This is a genomic window from Terrihabitans aquatilis (genome assembly GCF_052542005.1).
The window spans coordinates 1-16,029 of the sequence record NZ_JBOCUO010000001.1 but is presented as its reverse complement, the minus strand read 5'-3'; the positions used below and the strand labels follow the sequence as shown (position 1 = coordinate 16,029).

Annotated in this window: 17 protein-coding genes and 1 tRNA gene; 7 read left to right on the top strand and 11 right to left on the bottom strand. The window is 61.2% G+C overall.

Going from position 1 to position 16,029, the window contains the following annotated elements; genetic code table 11:
- Entirely contained in the window at positions 1-1,722 is a 1,722-nt protein-coding gene (locus tag ACQ6S1_RS00090) for a sensor histidine kinase (protein ID WP_445039145.1), read from the bottom strand.
- 232 nt (positions 1,723-1,954) lie between these two features.
- On the opposite strand from ACQ6S1_RS00090, the gene ACQ6S1_RS00085 reads away from it, so the two are divergent.
- A complete protein-coding gene (locus tag ACQ6S1_RS00085; protein WP_445039144.1) occupies positions 1,955-2,383 on the top strand; it encodes a SufE family protein in 429 nt (142 codons plus the stop codon).
- Here ACQ6S1_RS00085 and ACQ6S1_RS00080 read toward each other — a convergent pair.
- The 3 genes from ACQ6S1_RS00080 to ACQ6S1_RS00070 all read right to left on the bottom strand — a co-directional run bounded on the left by ACQ6S1_RS00080 (position 2,359) and on the right by ACQ6S1_RS00070 (position 5,006).
- A complete protein-coding gene (locus ACQ6S1_RS00080; RefSeq protein WP_445039143.1) occupies positions 2,359-3,039 on the bottom strand; it encodes a DUF6456 domain-containing protein in 681 nt (226 codons plus the stop codon). The two genes, ACQ6S1_RS00085 and ACQ6S1_RS00080, sit on opposite strands and share 25 nt — an antisense overlap.
- Before the next feature lie 217 nt (positions 3,040-3,256).
- On the bottom strand, positions 3,257-3,670 hold the full coding sequence (locus ACQ6S1_RS00075; protein WP_445039142.1) for a Ros/MucR family transcriptional regulator: 414 nt from the start codon (positions 3,668-3,670) through the stop codon (positions 3,257-3,259).
- A gap of 298 nt (positions 3,671-3,968) precedes the next feature.
- Entirely contained in the window at positions 3,969-5,006 is a 1,038-nt protein-coding gene (locus tag ACQ6S1_RS00070) for a hypothetical protein (RefSeq protein WP_445039141.1), read from the bottom strand.
- A gap of 151 nt (positions 5,007-5,157) precedes the next feature.
- Between ACQ6S1_RS00070 and ACQ6S1_RS00065 the strand changes: the two genes are divergently transcribed.
- A complete protein-coding gene (locus ACQ6S1_RS00065) occupies positions 5,158-5,751 on the top strand; it encodes a superoxide dismutase (RefSeq protein WP_445039140.1) in 594 nt (197 codons plus the stop codon).
- Positions 5,752-5,797: 46 nt separating this feature from the next.
- Here ACQ6S1_RS00065 and ACQ6S1_RS00060 read toward each other — a convergent pair whose 3' ends face one another.
- Positions 5,798-6,544 carry a DUF1194 domain-containing protein gene (locus ACQ6S1_RS00060; RefSeq protein ID WP_445039139.1) on the bottom strand — a complete coding sequence of 249 codons (747 nt, stop codon included), beginning with the start codon at positions 6,542-6,544 and terminating at the stop codon, positions 5,798-5,800.
- A 115-nt stretch (positions 6,545-6,659) separates the two neighbouring features.
- Between ACQ6S1_RS00060 and ACQ6S1_RS00055 the strand changes: the two genes are divergently transcribed.
- The 5 genes from ACQ6S1_RS00055 (at position 6,660) to folK (ending at position 11,321) form a co-directional block, all read left to right on the top strand.
- Positions 6,660-8,213: a helicase HerA-like domain-containing protein gene (locus ACQ6S1_RS00055; protein WP_445039138.1), complete on the top strand. Its 1,554-nt coding sequence runs from the start codon at positions 6,660-6,662 to the stop codon at positions 8,211-8,213.
- A gap of 19 nt (positions 8,214-8,232) precedes the next feature.
- Positions 8,233-9,624, top strand: coding sequence for a dipeptidase (locus ACQ6S1_RS00050; RefSeq protein WP_445039137.1), 1,392 nt, complete (start codon positions 8,233-8,235; stop codon positions 9,622-9,624).
- An 80-nt stretch (positions 9,625-9,704) separates the two neighbouring features.
- Complete coding sequence (folP, locus tag ACQ6S1_RS00045) at positions 9,705-10,472, top strand: dihydropteroate synthase (RefSeq protein ID WP_445039136.1); 768 nt, start codon at positions 9,705-9,707, stop codon at positions 10,470-10,472.
- Positions 10,469-10,840 carry a dihydroneopterin aldolase gene (gene folB / locus ACQ6S1_RS00040; RefSeq protein ID WP_445039135.1) on the top strand — a complete coding sequence of 124 codons (372 nt, stop codon included), beginning with the start codon at positions 10,469-10,471 and terminating at the stop codon, positions 10,838-10,840. The genes folP and folB overlap by 4 nt, the downstream gene beginning before the upstream one ends.
- Positions 10,833-11,321 (top strand): 2-amino-4-hydroxy-6-hydroxymethyldihydropteridine diphosphokinase, encoded by a 489-nt coding sequence (folK, locus tag ACQ6S1_RS00035; protein ID WP_445039134.1) that lies wholly within the window; start codon positions 10,833-10,835, stop codon positions 11,319-11,321. The genes folB and folK overlap by 8 nt, the downstream gene beginning before the upstream one ends.
- Before the next feature lie 5 nt (positions 11,322-11,326).
- Here the strand turns inward: folK and ACQ6S1_RS00030 are convergent, their stop codons facing one another.
- From ACQ6S1_RS00030 to frc, 6 genes are all read right to left on the bottom strand, one after another.
- Positions 11,327-11,596, bottom strand: coding sequence for a PilZ domain-containing protein (locus tag ACQ6S1_RS00030; RefSeq protein ID WP_445039133.1), 270 nt, complete (start codon positions 11,594-11,596; stop codon positions 11,327-11,329).
- A gap of 92 nt (positions 11,597-11,688) precedes the next feature.
- Complete coding sequence (locus ACQ6S1_RS00025) at positions 11,689-11,997, bottom strand: SWIB/MDM2 domain-containing protein (RefSeq protein ID WP_445039132.1); 309 nt, start codon at positions 11,995-11,997, stop codon at positions 11,689-11,691.
- 115 nt (positions 11,998-12,112) lie between these two features.
- Positions 12,113-12,187: transfer RNA gene (locus ACQ6S1_RS00020), tRNA-Gln, on the bottom strand.
- A 114-nt stretch (positions 12,188-12,301) separates the two neighbouring features.
- The gene (gene sucD / locus ACQ6S1_RS00015) at positions 12,302-13,186 is read right to left on the bottom strand and encodes a succinate--CoA ligase subunit alpha (RefSeq protein ID WP_445039131.1); all 885 of its coding nucleotides are present in this window, start codon (positions 13,184-13,186) and stop codon (positions 12,302-12,304) included.
- Positions 13,186-14,385, bottom strand: a complete 1,200-nt coding sequence (gene sucC, locus ACQ6S1_RS00010) for an ADP-forming succinate--CoA ligase subunit beta (protein ID WP_445039130.1) — start codon at positions 14,383-14,385, stop codon at positions 13,186-13,188. Before sucC ends, sucD begins: the two co-directional genes overlap by 1 nt.
- 138 nt (positions 14,386-14,523) lie before the next feature.
- The gene (gene frc / locus ACQ6S1_RS00005; RefSeq protein ID WP_445039129.1) at positions 14,524-15,801 is read right to left on the bottom strand and encodes a formyl-CoA transferase; all 1,278 of its coding nucleotides are present in this window, start codon (positions 15,799-15,801) and stop codon (positions 14,524-14,526) included.
- Between the last annotated feature and the right edge of the window lie 228 nt (positions 15,802-16,029).

Below are 16,029 nucleotides of genomic sequence, written 5' to 3'. Positions count from 1 at the left end.
TCAACCGTTCGCCACAGCCCGCAATGTCCTGACCACCTCGATCTCCGCTTCCACCGCGCCCTGCGGTTCGGCTGCATTCAGGGGCAGGTCGATAATGATACGCGTTCCGGCGCCTACTCGGCTTTGCACATCGAACCGGCCGCCGTGCAAGGCAACCAACCCCTTCACCACGGAAAGCCCGATTCCGGTTCCCTCAAAGGGGCGCTCATAAGATGAGCACGCCTGGAAGAATGAGGTGCCAAGACGCGGCAAATCTTCGGCCGAGACACCGATGCCGGTATCGGAGACCTCGACCCTCATCTGTCCACCCATCTCGCGGGCCTCAATCCGGACCCGCCCCCCCGGGGGTGTGAACTTGATCGCGTTCGACAGCAGATTGATCAAGATCTGCTTGCAGGCCCTCTTGTCCGCCACGATTGCCGGAAGTCCCCGTCCGGCCTCCGACACGACCGTCACTCCAGCCGTGGCAGCCTTCAGTTCGAACAATTGCACGCAGCCGTCGATGACCTCTTTGATCGACAGCGGCTCGCGGATGATGGTGAAGTTCCCGCTCTCGATCCGCGACATGTCGAGGATGCCGTTGACCACCGAGAGGAGGTGCAGGCCGGAATCATGGATCAGTTCGGCGTATTCCTCGCGTCGCTTTGGATCGACGCCGTTGGCGTGCTTCTCGGTCAGCAGCTCGGAAAAACCGATGATCGCGTTCAACGGCGTCCGCAATTCATGACTGACATTGGCAAGCAGCGCATTCTTGACCGCTTCGGCCTGCTTCGAGGCCTCGTCCGAGGGAAGCGCGGCGGCATCCTTTGCAGATATGTCGCGCGCCACGACGACCACTTCACCACTTTGGTTGCAACGCCGGCAACGCATCTGCACCAGCACGAATTGCGGGTGACTTGGCAGCCCGGAAACGGCCCGCTGGAGCCGCAGATCGAGCATCCGGTCTTCTCCGGTTACGGCCACATCGGAGATTGCCGTCAGGAAGGCCGGTCGGTCCGAAACATGGACACGATCAAACAGGCCCCGCGCCAGGAGCGCCGACTTTTCAACCCCCAGAAACTCAGTTGCCGCGGCTGACGCAGAGATGACCGAACCATCGCGATGATGGACAGTCACGAGATTCTGCGAATTTGACACCACGAAATCATAGCGATCCGCGACGTTGGGCTCGCTCGGCGCATGCGCATGCCCTAGGCGCTTCGCCAGGAAACAGGCGTAGCCGATCGCGATCAGTGAAGCGGCACCTGAGAAAAGCAGCCAAACGGGATCGCTATGTCCGCCGGCCGGCACCGGCAATACGCCCAGAAGGCCCGCTGCGAGCAAAGTCATCACGGCAATCGCCGCCGAAAATCCCGCGCGCCGCGCTCCCTCAATTTCAAGGCGTGACGCGGTTTCGAATATTACGAACGGCAGAACGATCATCGCGGACGACTGAACGCCGCCCGAAAGAGCCGCGATTGCCAGGATGGGCAGACAGAGACTGCCAATCGAAATGGCCAATGCTTCCTGCAGTCGCCCGGTCCGGGAGAGATGCATGGCTACCAGCAGCGGCACGACGAGCCACGTCAAAAAGATAGCTGCCAAAGCGGATAAATGGCCACCGCTCAGGATCAGGAAGAGCGGGATGATCGCAAAACCCATCATGCTCGCGGCCAGGTGCGAGGCGATGAAGGTTCGATGCCGCGCGAACAAACGGGCGTCGCTCAGTGCGGAAGTGTGCACCAAAGCCCCAATGTGTTCGCCGGCATGCGAGAAAGAAATCATCTTCCGAACATGGCAGGCACGGCTTAAACGAACGTTATGCCGCGCCGCGGAATTGAGCGTTTTCTGGCTCAAGCAGACGGCATGCGCTCACCCTTTGGGGTCGGGCTTATGAGCGACGTCTCGTTGGCAAGTAAGATTGCCTCGCAGGCCCTATGCTTTGACCGGGTTCCACCCATATAGATCTGATCCCATGCACACGCCCATCGACGACATCATCGAATCGTTCAGCTATCTCGAGGATTGGGAGGAGCGCTATCGCTATCTCATCGAGCTCGGCCAAGCGCTTGCGGATTTTCCGGACGATGCCCGAACCCGCGAGAACAAGGTTGAGGGTTGCACCAGCCAAGTCTGGCTGAAAACCGCTGTCGAACAGACACCCGATGGGCCTGTGCTCCAGTTTACCGGAGACAGCGATTCCCATCTGGTGCGAGGCTTGGTCACCGTTGTGATGGCCCTGTATTCTGGTCGGCCCGCTCAGGAGATTCTCGCGCTCGATGCTGCGCCCGTTCTCGAAAAGCTCGGCCTGCGCGAACATTTAACGCCTCAGCGCTCGAACGGCCTGAGATCGATGATAAAGCGTATCAATGTGGAGGCTCAGGAAGCTCTCGCCACGTCTTGATGCTGCCCGCGGGGCCGCACCCGATCCGGCCCCTTTGCGACGTCGGAATAACCGTAATGACCTGCAAGCCTGCCGAGAGCCAGGGCAAGAATGATCTTGGCCGACCGCGCCGGCCATTGCCGGTCCCGCTCGACATCCTCCAAGCCTTTCAGAAAACAACACACATCGAGCAGCACGCCGGAAAGTTCGGGGCCGACATGGTCGAGCGCCTTTCGAACGCGCTGCCGCGCCGAGACCATCCTGTCTGTCGGGTCTGATTGATCACTGGTCGTCGCCGACCTTACGCCCGTCCAGCTGGAAGACACACGTGGTCCCAGATTGGCGAAAGTGAAATCGGACCGCAGGCGCTCGCCGGCCGCGAACATCGCCTCGCCGATCAACGGTTGCCCGTTGCGATCCTTGCGCCGATGCAGCCAGAGCAGAGGGCTTTCCGCAAGGTCGATCCGGGCTCCCGGCGCGATTTCGTTGGATGGTTGCACAGCGCCATGCTGGCGCCGGAAATCCTCTTCCCCATCCGAATGACGGCGCGCCCAGAAATGGCCAGCCTCCGTCGGAAGTAAAAAGCCGGTGGGCGTAACATAGGCGAGATCACGTACAACAAGATTGTGAGCGTGGTCTTGCGGGAGCGACAGCCGCTCGCCTGTCAAAACGAACATCCCCGCCTCTGTTTTTCGTGCCGATCTTGCCTCGCTGCGCACCAATCGAAGCAGAAAACGCTCGGAACGAGAAAGAGCTGATGCCCCTCCTCGTTTCCGGGGATTCTTCACTGTGTATCGTGACCGTACAGATGATGTCATGCCTCACCTCCAAAGGCAAGGAATATCATCCTCATACGCTCATATCAAGATAGTTTTCCTAAGCGCTATCTCGCCTTCAGGCCCTTTTGCGCTGCTGGCCGAGGCCCATTTTCTTGGCGAGAGCGGACCGCGCTTCAGCGTAGTTGGGCGCGACCATCGGATAATCCGCCGGCAGACCCCACTTCTCGCGGTATTCTTCCGGCGTCAGATCGTATTGCGTACGAAGGTGACGCTTTAGGGATTTGAACTTCTTACCATCTTCGAGACAGATGATGTAATCGGGCGTGATCGACTTTCGAACCGGCACTGCGGGCTTCGGCGCTTCGGATGGCAGCTCGGTCACTCCATTCGTAAGACGAAGCAGAGCGGCATGAACATCACCGATCAATTGAGGCAGATCTGACGTGGTGACCGAATTGTTGCTGACATAAGCCGAGACGATATCGGCGGCGAGTTCGACGTAATTGGGTGAGAACGAGGTGTCCGACATCAGTCGCAGGTCCTAAACGTTAGGGATGGGCCACGAGCCCATTAGATTTGGGGTGCAGTCCGGAACAATGCTGGCGAGCAAAGAGCCAAGTTCAACCTGCCGATCCCAACATATGTCTACCTTATTATCCGCACCGGCGATGAGACACAATATAGGTGGGCCAATTCTTTTTGACCTTACCTCTGCTCCTTTGGAATGAGCAGATCGATCAACAAATTTTGTAGAAGAGGCACATGGATTTTATTGAGGCAGGACCTTCACTTTCGAACGAATCGAAGCTGAAGGCCCTGAAAATCCATCAGCTCTTGCGGTCTGGACCGCTGCGATCGGCATCGCCGACTTCTCGTTTCAACAATTCACGGAATGATTCCGACCAGTTCGGCTCAGCCTGAGCACTGATGTTCGCGGATTGCGGGGCCACGGGGCGAACATCCGGCGGAGAAACCTCAGGAGCGCGCTCTTGTCCGGCAGGTTCAGGCGTCGGATCAATCTTGGGCGAAGCTCCGCGACCGGACAGGTAGGATTGCCAGGATGAATTGCGGGAAGCAGGAGCGCTCGCAGCCCCTGCCGCCGCAGGCCGGGACGCCGACGACGCGGACGATTGCGCCTGCGGCTCATCCGTTCGCTCCCGCGCCTCCGCCTTCAGCTCTGTCCGCGGCTGGGATGGCTCCTGCCGCGCCTGGGCGGGAGGTGTTGAGACGGCCGGAGGCGTCGGCTCCGTTCGCTCCCGGCGCACGCGCAGAATCTCCTCCCGTGCCTCATCGATCGAGCCGTACCGGCGAAGACCATCGGGGCCGTCAGCCTCGATCGAGCCATCGGAATAAAAGCGGTACGTCCGCCCGTCGATCACCCCTTCCCTCACCAGCTTGGCGGCACTGGGCGTCTCCGAAACCGACGGCTCACTTGGCCGTGGCCCTTCTGGCACGACACGGGGCTCGGGTCGGGCAGGTTCTGCGTGCGGCGTAGGTCGGGGCGCTTCAGGGGGCGATACATTCGACGCGCCTGCAAGCGCCTCATCGATCGCGATTGAGGCGGCTTCCAGCTTCGGGCGAGCGTTAGCCACTACCGGCTCCACAACCGGGGCCCTTGCCGGGCGCACGTCCGCCCTTGGGGGCTCAGGGCTCGTCGCCACCGGAGCCGGGGGCTCGATCCGCGCCGGCGCATGAAGGCGAAGGCGGTCGACCGAACGAACAAGCGCCGCCAAAGCGATGACAATCGCCCCTGCGCTGACAAGGCTGGCGGCAATATCCAGAGTCGCCACGAAATCGCCCGTGGCCAGGACGATTGCCCCCCAACCGATCAGCAGAACTCCCAAGGCGATAAGGAACACAATCATATTCACGATCCTGATGACGGCCAACTACTCACACCCCGATTCGTTCCAGAAAGAAGCATAGTCGGTTGCGGGGCAAGGGGGAGGGCTCTATCTACGCTTTGCCTAGCGCTCTGCTAGCTGGACACATTCTGGCCTGAACTGGAGGCTGTCGATGCCCTTTACGCTGCCCGAACTGCCCTATTCCTACGATGCTCTTGGCCCGTATATGTCGCGGGAAACCTTGGAATTCCATCACGACAAGCATCACAATGCTTACGTGACCACCGGCAATAAGCTGCTCGAAGGCTCCGGCCTTGAAAATGCGAGCGTCGAGGAGGTCGTCAAGGCGTCGTTCGGCAAGAACCAGGCGCTCTTCAACAATGCCGGCCAGCACTACAACCATCTCCATTTCTGGAACTGGATGAAGCCGAACGGTGGTGGACAGCCGCCGGAGAAGATCGCACGCAAGATCGACGAAGATCTCGGCGGCTACGAAAAGTTCAAGGAAGACTTCGTCCAGGCCGGCGTTGGCCAGTTCGGTTCGGGTTGGGCCTGGCTTTCGGTCCAGGATGGCAAGTTCGTTATCCAGAAGACCCCGAACGGCGAAAATCCGCTTGTGCATGGCGCCACGCCGATTCTCGGCGTCGATGTGTGGGAGCATTCCTATTACATCGATTATCGCAATCGTCGGCCGGACTACCTCAAGGCCTTCCTCGAAAATCTGGTGAACTGGGAATACGTCGAGAAGCTCTACGGCGAGATCTGAATTCGAAAACGGGGCCGCGAGGCCCCGTTTTTTCACCGTTGTTGCATTACTCCGTTCCGCCCGCGAGGAGGATATTTCTCCCCTGCCCGTTCGCCGCCAGTTCCAGCACCAATTTCGTTCGGATAGCCTGCGCGAATCCGTCCCGTCCCTCTGCCGTCTCCACGAAGCTGCCGGGCCCGCCGATCACGTTCTGACGATAATAATTCTCGAGCGGCATTCCGAGCGACAGCGCCACCGAACTGCCCGGACTGCGCACGGCCAGCGCGTTGATCGTCACGCCTTGTCCCACCGCTTCATCCCGTGCCGCCATGATCGGCCGTCCGCCGATATTCGGGCCATCTCCGGAAACGTCGATGATCGTGCGTTCGCCGACAAAAGGCGCCGCCTTGATATGTCCCATGGCGAAATCAATCGCATTCGAGATCGAATTGTAGCCATAAGTGAGTTTCGGCTGTGTCCGCAGCCGCCGGCCGAATGCCTCTGCCGATGCGGCGCCGTCGATCAACGTCCAGTCGACCACGATGTCCTGGCTGTCGGGCGCACCCCATTCCAGAAAAAGTACCGCGATCCTCTGGTGTGCGTTGGAGCCGATCGCCGACAATACTTCGGGGCTTGCCATTGCCCTGGCATACCCCTCGCGCTGCATTTCAAACTCCTCCGCATCGATCGAGCCCGAGCCGTCGGCCAGCAGCACGAGCAGCACGTCCACGGCATCCTGTGCGCGGGCCATTCCGGGTGGCACAACAAGCAAAGCCAGAACGAGGACGGCGCAGCGCATCAGAGAGATGGTCATCACGAGGTCTCCGGCGGCTTCCAGGATGCGGACATGATGACAGATTGCCGCGCAAGCGCACTTGACGATCTCGCGTGCGCGGGGTCGATGTACACGACCTCAGGAGATCCGCTTCATGGATGTCGCAGACAAGCTGTTCATCGGCACCAGCACCAAACCTGAATATCTGGCGCTTCGGTTCGCGAACCGTCACGGCCTGATCACAGGCGCGACCGGCACCGGCAAGACCGTAACGCTGCAGGTGCTGGCCGAGGGCTTCTCCAATGCTGGCGTTCCGGTTTTTGCTGCGGATGTGAAGGGCGATCTCGCTGGTCTGGGTGCGCGCGGCGAGCCGAAGGACTTCCTCGTCAAGCGCGCCGCCGAGATCGGGCTGGACCCTTACGTCAACGACGCCTTCCCCGTCATCCTGTGGGATCTGTACGGCGAACAGGGCGCGCCGGTGCGCACCACCGTCACCGAAATGGGACCGTTGCTGCTCTCCCGCCTCCTGAACCTCAACGATGTGCAGGAGGGTGTGCTCAACATCGTCTTTCGCGTCGCCGACCAGGAAGGGCTCCTTCTTCTCGATCTCAAGGATCTCCAGGCCCTGCTCACCCTTGTTGGCGACACGGCAAGCCAGCTCACCCTTCGCTACGGCAACATCTCCAAGGCCAGCATCGGGGCCATCCAGCGACAATTGCTGATCCTCGACAATCAGGGCGGCACGCATCTGTTCGGAGAGCCGGCTCTTCAGCTGTCCGATATGATGCAGACCACCCGCGAAGGTCGGGGCATGATCTCCATCCTCGCGGCCGATCGGCTGATGCAATCGCCACGCCTGTACGGCACGTTCCTGCTCTGGCTGCTCTCCGAATTGTTCGAGGAATTGCCGGAGGTCGGCGATCTCGACAAGCCGAAGCTCGTCCTCTTCTTCGATGAGGCTCACCTTCTGTTCGACGATGCGCCCGACGCCCTCCTCGAGAAGATCGAGCAGGTCGTTCGCCTCGTGCGTTCCAAAGGCGTCGGTGTCTATTTCGTGACGCAGAACCCGCTGGACGTACCTGATCGCGTCTCATCGCAGCTCGGCAATCGTATCCAACATGCTTTGCGGGCCTATACTCCGCGAGAGCAGAAGGCCGTGCGCGCCGCCGCAACCACGTTCCGCGCCAATCCGGCTTTCAGCACCGAAGAGGCCATCACGCAGATGGCTGTTGGCGAGGCGCTCGTCTCGACGCTCGAAGACAAGGGCGTCCCCTCAATGGTGGAGCGCACGCTGATCCGCCCTCCAGCATCGAGGCTTGGGCCGCTTACCGCGCAGGAGAGGCAGACTGCGGTGCAGAACAGTCCGGTTTCGGGGCATTACGACGTCGCGGTCGATCGCACCAGCGCCTATGAGGTGCTCCGAGATCGTTCCGCCAGTACCGCTGCCGAGGCCACGAACGGCGCCGAGCCTGCTGAAGGTGGCGGTCTCTGGGGCGGCCTGCTCAAATCGGTCCTCGGGATCGGCGGGGGCCGCAGCAAGCGCCTCACGCCCGGGCAGGCCGTGGCGCGGGAAGTCACACGCACCGTTACCAATCGGATAGCCGGCAATATCGCGGCCAATATCGGAAAATCGGTGGGCGGCTCGGTTGGAGGTTCACTTGGCCGTGCGGTGGTGCGCGGCGCCCTGGGTGGCCTTCTGAGGCGTTGAGTTTGGGAGTTTGTAGTCGATGTCCAATACAGAAGCCGTCCTGAACGCCGTGGATGCGGGCCTTCAGCAATCGCTGAATCGGCTGTTCGATTTCCTGGCCATCCCATCCATTTCGACCGACCCTGCCTTCAAGGCCGACTGCCGCCGCGCCGCACAATGGGCCTCCGACCAGCTCAGCGAGATCGGGTTCTCCTCACGCGTCATGGACACCAACGGGCATCCGATGGTGCTGGCCCAGCGCCGGCCGGAAGGCGCCCGCAAGCACGTGCTGTTCTATGGCCATTACGATGTGCAGCCGCCGGAGCCGCTCGATCTGTGGCAAACACCACCCTTCGAGCCCCGCATCGAAACCGGCCCGCGTGGTGAGCGTATCGTTGCGCGTGGCGCTTCGGACGACAAAGGCCAGTTGTTCACCTTCCTGGAGGCCGCTCGTGCCTGGATCTCCGCGACGGGAGATCTGCCGGTCGCCGTCACCGTCCTTCTCGAAGGAGAGGAGGAATCGGGCAGTCCATCGCTGAAGCCCTTCTTCGATGCGAACAAGGATCTCCTGAAGGCCGACATCGCCCTTGTTTGCGACACGGGTCAGTGGGATCCTGAAACTCCCGCCATAACCACGCGCCTGCGCGGCCTCGTCGGCGAAGAAGTGACGATCACAACGGCCAGCCGCGACCTGCATTCCGGCATGTATGGCGGCCCGGCGCTGAACCCCATCCGGGTGCTTACCCAGCTTCTTTCCCAGTTGCACGACGCAGAGGGCCGCGTCACCATTCCGGGCTTTTATGAGGGTGTTGCCGGTCTACCCGAACCCCTCGCACGCCAATGGGCTGATCTTGGATTCGACGAGACCTCGTTCCTGAACGAAGCGGGGCTCGCTCCGAACGCCGCAGGCGAAGCGGGCCACAGCGTGCTCGAACAGATCTGGGCTCGGCCCACCTGCGAGATCAATGGCATTTTCGGCGGCTATACCGGGGAAGGCTTCAAGACCGTCATCCCCGCGCAGGCTTCAGCGAAGATTTCATTTCGGCTCGTAAGCAAACAGGATCCGGTTCGGATCAGCGAAGCATTCCGCGCCTTTCTCAAGGACCGCCTGCCGCAGGGGGCCACGCTCTCCTTCCATGAGCACGGAGGCAGCGGCGCGATCGAACTCGAGGCTGACAGCCCTGCCTTGCAACTGGCGGCACAGGGACTGCAGGAGGAATGGGGCAAGGACCCGATCCTGATGGGCTCCGGTGGTTCGATCCCCATCGTCGGCGCATTCCGGCGAGATCTGGATATGGCCACGCTGATGATCGGCTTCGCGCAGGATGACGACCGCATCCATTCGCCGAACGAGAAATACGACCTGAACGCGTTCCACAAAGGCACGCGTTCCTGGGTTCGTATCCTCGGCAAACTTGCCGAGTGGCAGTGACGACTGAATTGCGGATGGCATCCGGGCATGGATGGAAGGCCGGCGAGCGCTTTTTACCGCTGAACGCCGGACCGTTGCTGATGGGCATACTCAACGTGACGCCTGATTCCTTCTCGGACGGCGGTTCTCACGAGGGTGAGGCAGCCTTGGTGCGCGCCCGCGCTATGGCAGCCGAGGGCGCAGATATCCTCGATATCGGGGGCGAATCGACACGTCCGGGATTTACGCCGATCGGCGCGGACGAGGAAATCGGGCGCGTTGAGCCCGTGATCCGCGCAGTAGCGGGCGAGATCGACATTCCCATATCCATCGACACCACCAAGATGGCCGTCGCACGCCGCGCCATCGAAGCCGGTGCGTGCATCATCAACGACATCTGGGGTTTTCAGCGGGATGCCGAGATGGCGCGGCTGGCGGCCGACACCAGTGCGGGCGTCGTTCTGATGCACAACCGACCCGAGGCCGATCCGGCTATCGACATCATAAGCGACATCCTCGATTTCCTCCGCCGCTCGGTGGATCTGGCGCTGTCGGCGGGTGTCGCCCCCTCCTCCATCGTGCTCGATCCCGGCATCGGCTTCGGAAAGACGGCCGATCAGAACCTTGAGACGATCCGCCGCCTACCGGAACTCATGGCACTGGACTTCCCGCTCTTGATCGGCGCATCGCGCAAGCGCTTTATCGGCGCACTCACTGGCGTGGACGATCCGCGCGAAAGAATCCACGGAAGCCTCGCCGCTCACATCGCAGCGGTTCTGGCCGGAGCAAAAATCGTTCGCGCGCATGATGTGGCTGCGCATCGCGCCGCTTTTCAGGTGCTGGACGCCATCGGGAATCATCGATCATGAATGTCGACCGGATCAAAGTCTCAAACCTCGCTTTGTTCGCCTATCACGGCGTCTTCGAAGGCGAACAGGAGATCGGACAGCGATTCTATCTCGACGTCATGGTGGAAGCCGACCTCGCCCCGGCCGCCCAGTCGGACGCCGTCGAGAAGACCGTAGATTATGCCGCGCTCGTGAAGGTCATCGATCTCGCGTTCACCGAGCAGCGCCAGAAGCTTCTCGAAACGCTCGCCAGCCGTGTCGCGGAACGCATTTTCGAGAGCTTTCCCATCGTCCAAGCGACGGAGATCACCATCCGAAAGCCCAGCGCGCCGATCGAGGCAGTGTTCGATTCCGTTGAAATCCACATTCGCCGCGTGCGCCATGGCTGAAGCCGGTCTCGGCCTCGGCTCCAATCTGGGTGAGAAGGCTGCCAATATCCGCGCAGCCGTCACCCGCATAGCTCAGCATCCTGACGTCAGGCTGCTCCGTCGTTCCGCTCTCTACCGGACAGCACCATGGGGGGACGAAGATCAGGATTGGTTTCTGAACGCCTGCATTATCGTCGAGACCAAGCTCTCACCACGCGATCTCCTTCGCGTCTGCCACGAAGCCGAGACGCTGGGCGGCCGAGCCCGGAGCAAGGAGCGGCGCTGGGGTCCGCGTCAGATCGATGTCGATATCTTGTTCTACGATGACGTCGCGCTCGACGATGCCGATCTCGCGCTGCCCCATCCCAGATTGACGGAACGCGCCTTCGTTCTCATCCCGCTCGCGGAGATCGCTGGTGATCGGGTAATTGGTGGCCGCACCGTCTCGCAATCGGCGGCATTGTGCCTATCAGACGATATCGTGCAGATCGGACCGCTCTGAACGGATCACTGATCGAGAAAGCGTAGCCCCATCCGGCTATCTGTCCGCCACGCGACATGGCAGGCCCGTTCAGGGCTTCCATCCTTCATCCGCAGCGTGACATGGCTTGGAATGCCGATCGTCGAAGGCAGCTCCACGAGAGCACCCCCTGCAGACATATTGCGGACGATGCAATCAAACGACGAGAAGCCATTGGCAACGATCAGTTGGGCCCCTTTCAGGGTCCTCATCCGGACCGAGCTTCGTTTGTTCTCGCTGTTGTCGTCAGGTGCCATGGACCTACCTAGCCACAGCCGCCCTTAGCAGAGGGTTTATCGGCAGAGGCCCTGGAAATGCCGGCCGCCGGCGAACGGCGGCCGGCATGAACTCACTTGAGATGGGCTGCCAGCAGCTTGTTCATCTCGAACATCGTGACCTTCTTCTTGCCGAACACGGGCTCAAGCTTGTCGTCCGCGAGGATCTCACGCTTGTTCTCGGGATTCTGAAGGTTGTTCTTCTTGATGTATTCCCAGATCTTGCTCACGACCTCGGAGCGGGCCAGCGGATCGCTGCCGACAACCTCACCAAGTTCCTTCGACGGCTGAAGGGGCTTCATGAATGCAGCGTTCGGCTGGCGCGCAGCCTTGGTCTCACCGTCCTTTGCAGGCGCCTTGGTCTTGGTCGTGGTCTTGGCCATTGATTTCCTCCGATGGACCGCTCGACGGCACCGCCGCCAGCTGCGACATTTAGATCGAATAAACTGGAGCTTCTACGGAATGTGGAAAGCTCTTTGCGGCGAGAGTCAACATATCTGGCTGGGGCGGGAGGATTCGAACCTCCGCATGGGGGAATCAAAATCCCCTGCCTTACCGCTTGGCGACGCCCCAATCTGTGGAGACCGAATAACCAAGGCCGCACGCTCCTGCAAGCGCCGAGGCGATCGGGGTTTTACCAACCCGGTTCCGGAGGCCGGGCATCCCGACCTCCGGAACCGATGATCTTCAGCTTTTCAGCAGTTCCACCAGCGTCTTGCCGAGCCGGGCCGGTGAAGGCGAGACGCGGATGCCAGCGGCTTCCATCGCAGCGATCTTGTCTTCGGCGCCACCCTTGCCGCCCGAAATGATCGCGCCGGCATGGCCCATGCGCCGTCCGGGAGGAGCCGTCCGTCCGGCAATGAAGCCCACTGTCGGCTTTTTGCGGCCCTTCTTCGCCTCGTCTGCGAGGAACTGAGCTGCATCCTCCTCGGCCGAGCCGCCAATTTCACCGATCATGATGATCGATTCGGTCGCGGGGTCTGCCAGGAAAAGCTCCAGCACGTCGATGAACTCAGTACCCTTGACCGGGTCTCCACCGATGCCGACCGCCGTGGTCTGGCCCAGGCCCTCATTGGTGGTCTGAAAGACCGCCTCATAGGTCAGGGTACCGGAGCGCGAAACCACACCCACAGAGCCCGGCTTGAAGATGTTGGCGGGCATAATACCGATCTTCGATTCGCCAGCGGTCACGATTCCGGGGCAGTTCGGCCCGATGAGGCGGGACTTCGATCCGTCGAGCGCACGGCGCACACGCACCATGTCCATCACCGGGATACCCTCGGTGATGCAGACGATCAGCGGAATCTCGGCATCAATGGCCTCGAGAATGGCATCGGCCGCGCCGGGCGGAGGCACATAGATGACGGACGCGTCCGCGCCCGTCTTGTCGCGCGCCTCGGCCACCGTATCGAAGACCGGCAGGTCGAGATGGGTGCTGCCGCCCTTGCCGGGCGACGTTCCACCGACGACCTTCGTGCCGTAGGCCAGAGCCTGCTCGGAGTGGAAGGTGCCGTTCTTGCCGGTAAAGCCCTGAACGAGAACCTTGGTGTCTTTGGTGAGCAGCACGGACATTATGCGGCCTCCTTCACGGCTTTGACGATCTTCTGCGCGGCATCATCGAGATCGTCGGCTGCGATCACGTTCAGTCCGGATTCCCCGATAAGCTTCTTGCCGGCCTCGACGTTCGTGCCCTCGAGACGCACCACAAGCGGTACCTTCAGGCCGACGTCCTTCACCGCCTGGATCACGCCCTGGGCGATCACATCGCACTTCATGATGCCGCCGAAGATGTTGACGAGAATGCCCTTCACCTTCGGATCGGCGGTGATGATCTTGAAGGCCGCCGTCACCTTCTCTGTCGTGGCGCCGCCGCCGACGTCCAGGAAGTTGGCGGGCTCCATGCCGTATTGCTTGATGATGTCCATCGTCGCCATGGCGAGGCCGGCGCCGTTGACCATGCAGCCGATCGTGCCGTCGAGCGCGATGTAGTTGAGATCATACTTGGATGCCTCGATCTCCTTGGCGTCCTCCTCGGTCTCATCGCGCAGAGCCGCCACATCGGAATGGCGGTAGATCGAGTTCGAGTCGAACGACACCTTCGCGTCGAGAACCTTCAGCTGGTTGTCCTCGGTCACCACGAGCGGGTTGATCTCGAGCAACGCCATGTCCTTGTCGGTGAATGCCGCATAGAGCTGCGTCACCAATGCGCCGGCCTGCTTGCCGAGGTCGCCGGTCAGGTTGAGCGCGCGCGCCACCGTGCGGCCGTGATGCCCCTGGATACCGGTCGCGGGATCCACGGAGAAGGTCACGATCTTCTCCGGGGTGTTGTGCGCCACGTCCTCGATGTTCATGCCACCTTCGGTCGACACCACGAAGGCCACGCGGCTCGTCTCCCGGTCGATCAACATCGACAGGTAGAATTCCTTCGCGATGGCTGCGCCTTCCTCGATGTAGAGGCGATTGACCTGCTTGCCGGCCTGACCCGTCTGCTCGGTGACGAGCGTGTTGCCGAGCATGTCCTTTGCCGACGAGACCACGTCCTCGATCGACTTCACGACGCGCACACCGCCCTTGGAGCCTGCGCCGAGCTCCTTGAAGGTGCCCTTGCCGCGACCGCCGGCATGGATCTGGGACTTCACGACCCAGACGGGGCCCCCGAGCTCATGCGCCGCCTTTTCCGCTTCTTCCGGTGTGAAGGCCGGAATGCCACGCGAAACGGGCGCCCCATACTCCTTCAGGATCGCTTTTGCCTGATATTCGTGGATGTTCATCGGGGGTCCCCCCTCCGCGTTGGTGATTGTTTACAAGACGGCCAGCGGCCGCCCGAACGGCTGCCGGTTCGCACGATACGACGACTGGATAGCACGAGTTTCCCGCACGCTCATGCCGCATGCGGAAAAAGGTCCGGCTTATTCTGCGGGTTCGCGAGCGCGCAGCCCGGTTGCGCCGGATGCCTTGATCTCCTCGATCCGTTGCGGATCGAGCTGGAGCACCTGGGCCAGGATCTCGTCAGTGTGCTCTCCCAGAAGAGGCGAGCGCTCGACGGGCACATCGTTGTCGGACAGCTTGATCGGATTGCCGACGGTGACATACGCGCCGCGGACGGGATGGTCGACCTCGACCAGCGTGCCGGTCGCATACAGCGACTTGTCTTCCGAAATTTCCTTCATCGAGAGGATCGGGCCGCATGGCACGTCCACCTCGTTGAGGATGTCCATGACTTCGAACTTCGTCTTGGTCATGGTCCATTCTTCGATGGTCGCGAAGATGTGGTTCAGCTTCGGCAGGCGAGACACCGGCTTGGCATATTCAGGATCGGTGATCCATTCTTCCTTGCCGATCGCCGCGCATACCTTGTCCCAGACCTGCGCCTGAGTGATGAAGTAGATGTAGGCGTTCGGATCGGTTTCCCAACCCTTGCAGCGAAGGATGCGCCCGGGCTGACCGCCGCCGGAATCGTTCCCGGCGCGGGGAACAGTGTCGCCGAAAGGAATGCCCTCGCCGAACTGGCTGTACTCCTGCAGCGGGCCGCGTTCCAGCCTCTGCTGATCGCGCAGCTTGACGCGGCAGAGGTTGAGGACCGAATCCTGCATCGCGCACAGCACCTTCTGCCCCTTGCCGGTCAGAGTCCGCTGATAGAGCGCGGTCACGATGCCGAGGGCAAGATGCAGGCCGGTGCCGGAATCGCCGATCTGCGCGCCGGTCACAAGCGGCAGTCCATCGCGGAAACCTGTGGTCGAAGCGGCGCCGCCGGTGCACTGCGCCACGTTCTCATACACCTTGCAGTCCTCGAACGGGCCGGGGCCGAACCCCTTGACCGATGCCACGATGATCCGCGGATTGATCGAATGAATACGCTCCCAGGTGAGCCCCATACGATCGAGCACGCCGGGCGCGAAATTCTCCACCATCACGTCGCAGATCTTGATCAGTTCTTCGAGAACCTCGCGCCCGTGCGGGTTCTTGGTGTCCAGCGTGATCGAACGCTTGTTCGAGTTCAGCATGGTGAAATACAGGCTGTCCGCATTCGGCACGTCGCGAAGCTGCGAGCGGGTGATGTCACCCTCGCCGGGACGTTCTACCTTGATGACGTCCGCGCCGAACCAGGCCAGAAGCTGCGTACAGGTCGGGCCCGACTGGACGTGGGTAAAATCAAGAATGCGCACGCCATCTAGAGCCTTGCCCATTTTACCTTCCCCTTGAAATTGTCGTTGTAAGTTTCTGCTAGGCCTGCGCGAACGGGTTACCACCCGCGCTTTTCCATGACTTACTTGCTTTGATGTGCCCGGGATTTTCCGAAGGCACCTTTGCTCCCGGTCATGAGCGGCAGGCGATGATCGATCGCCTGCCGCAATCTTCGCCGCGACGAAGTCGCGAACACCGGGGTTTTTTCGTGGTGTATTTTATTTTGCGGC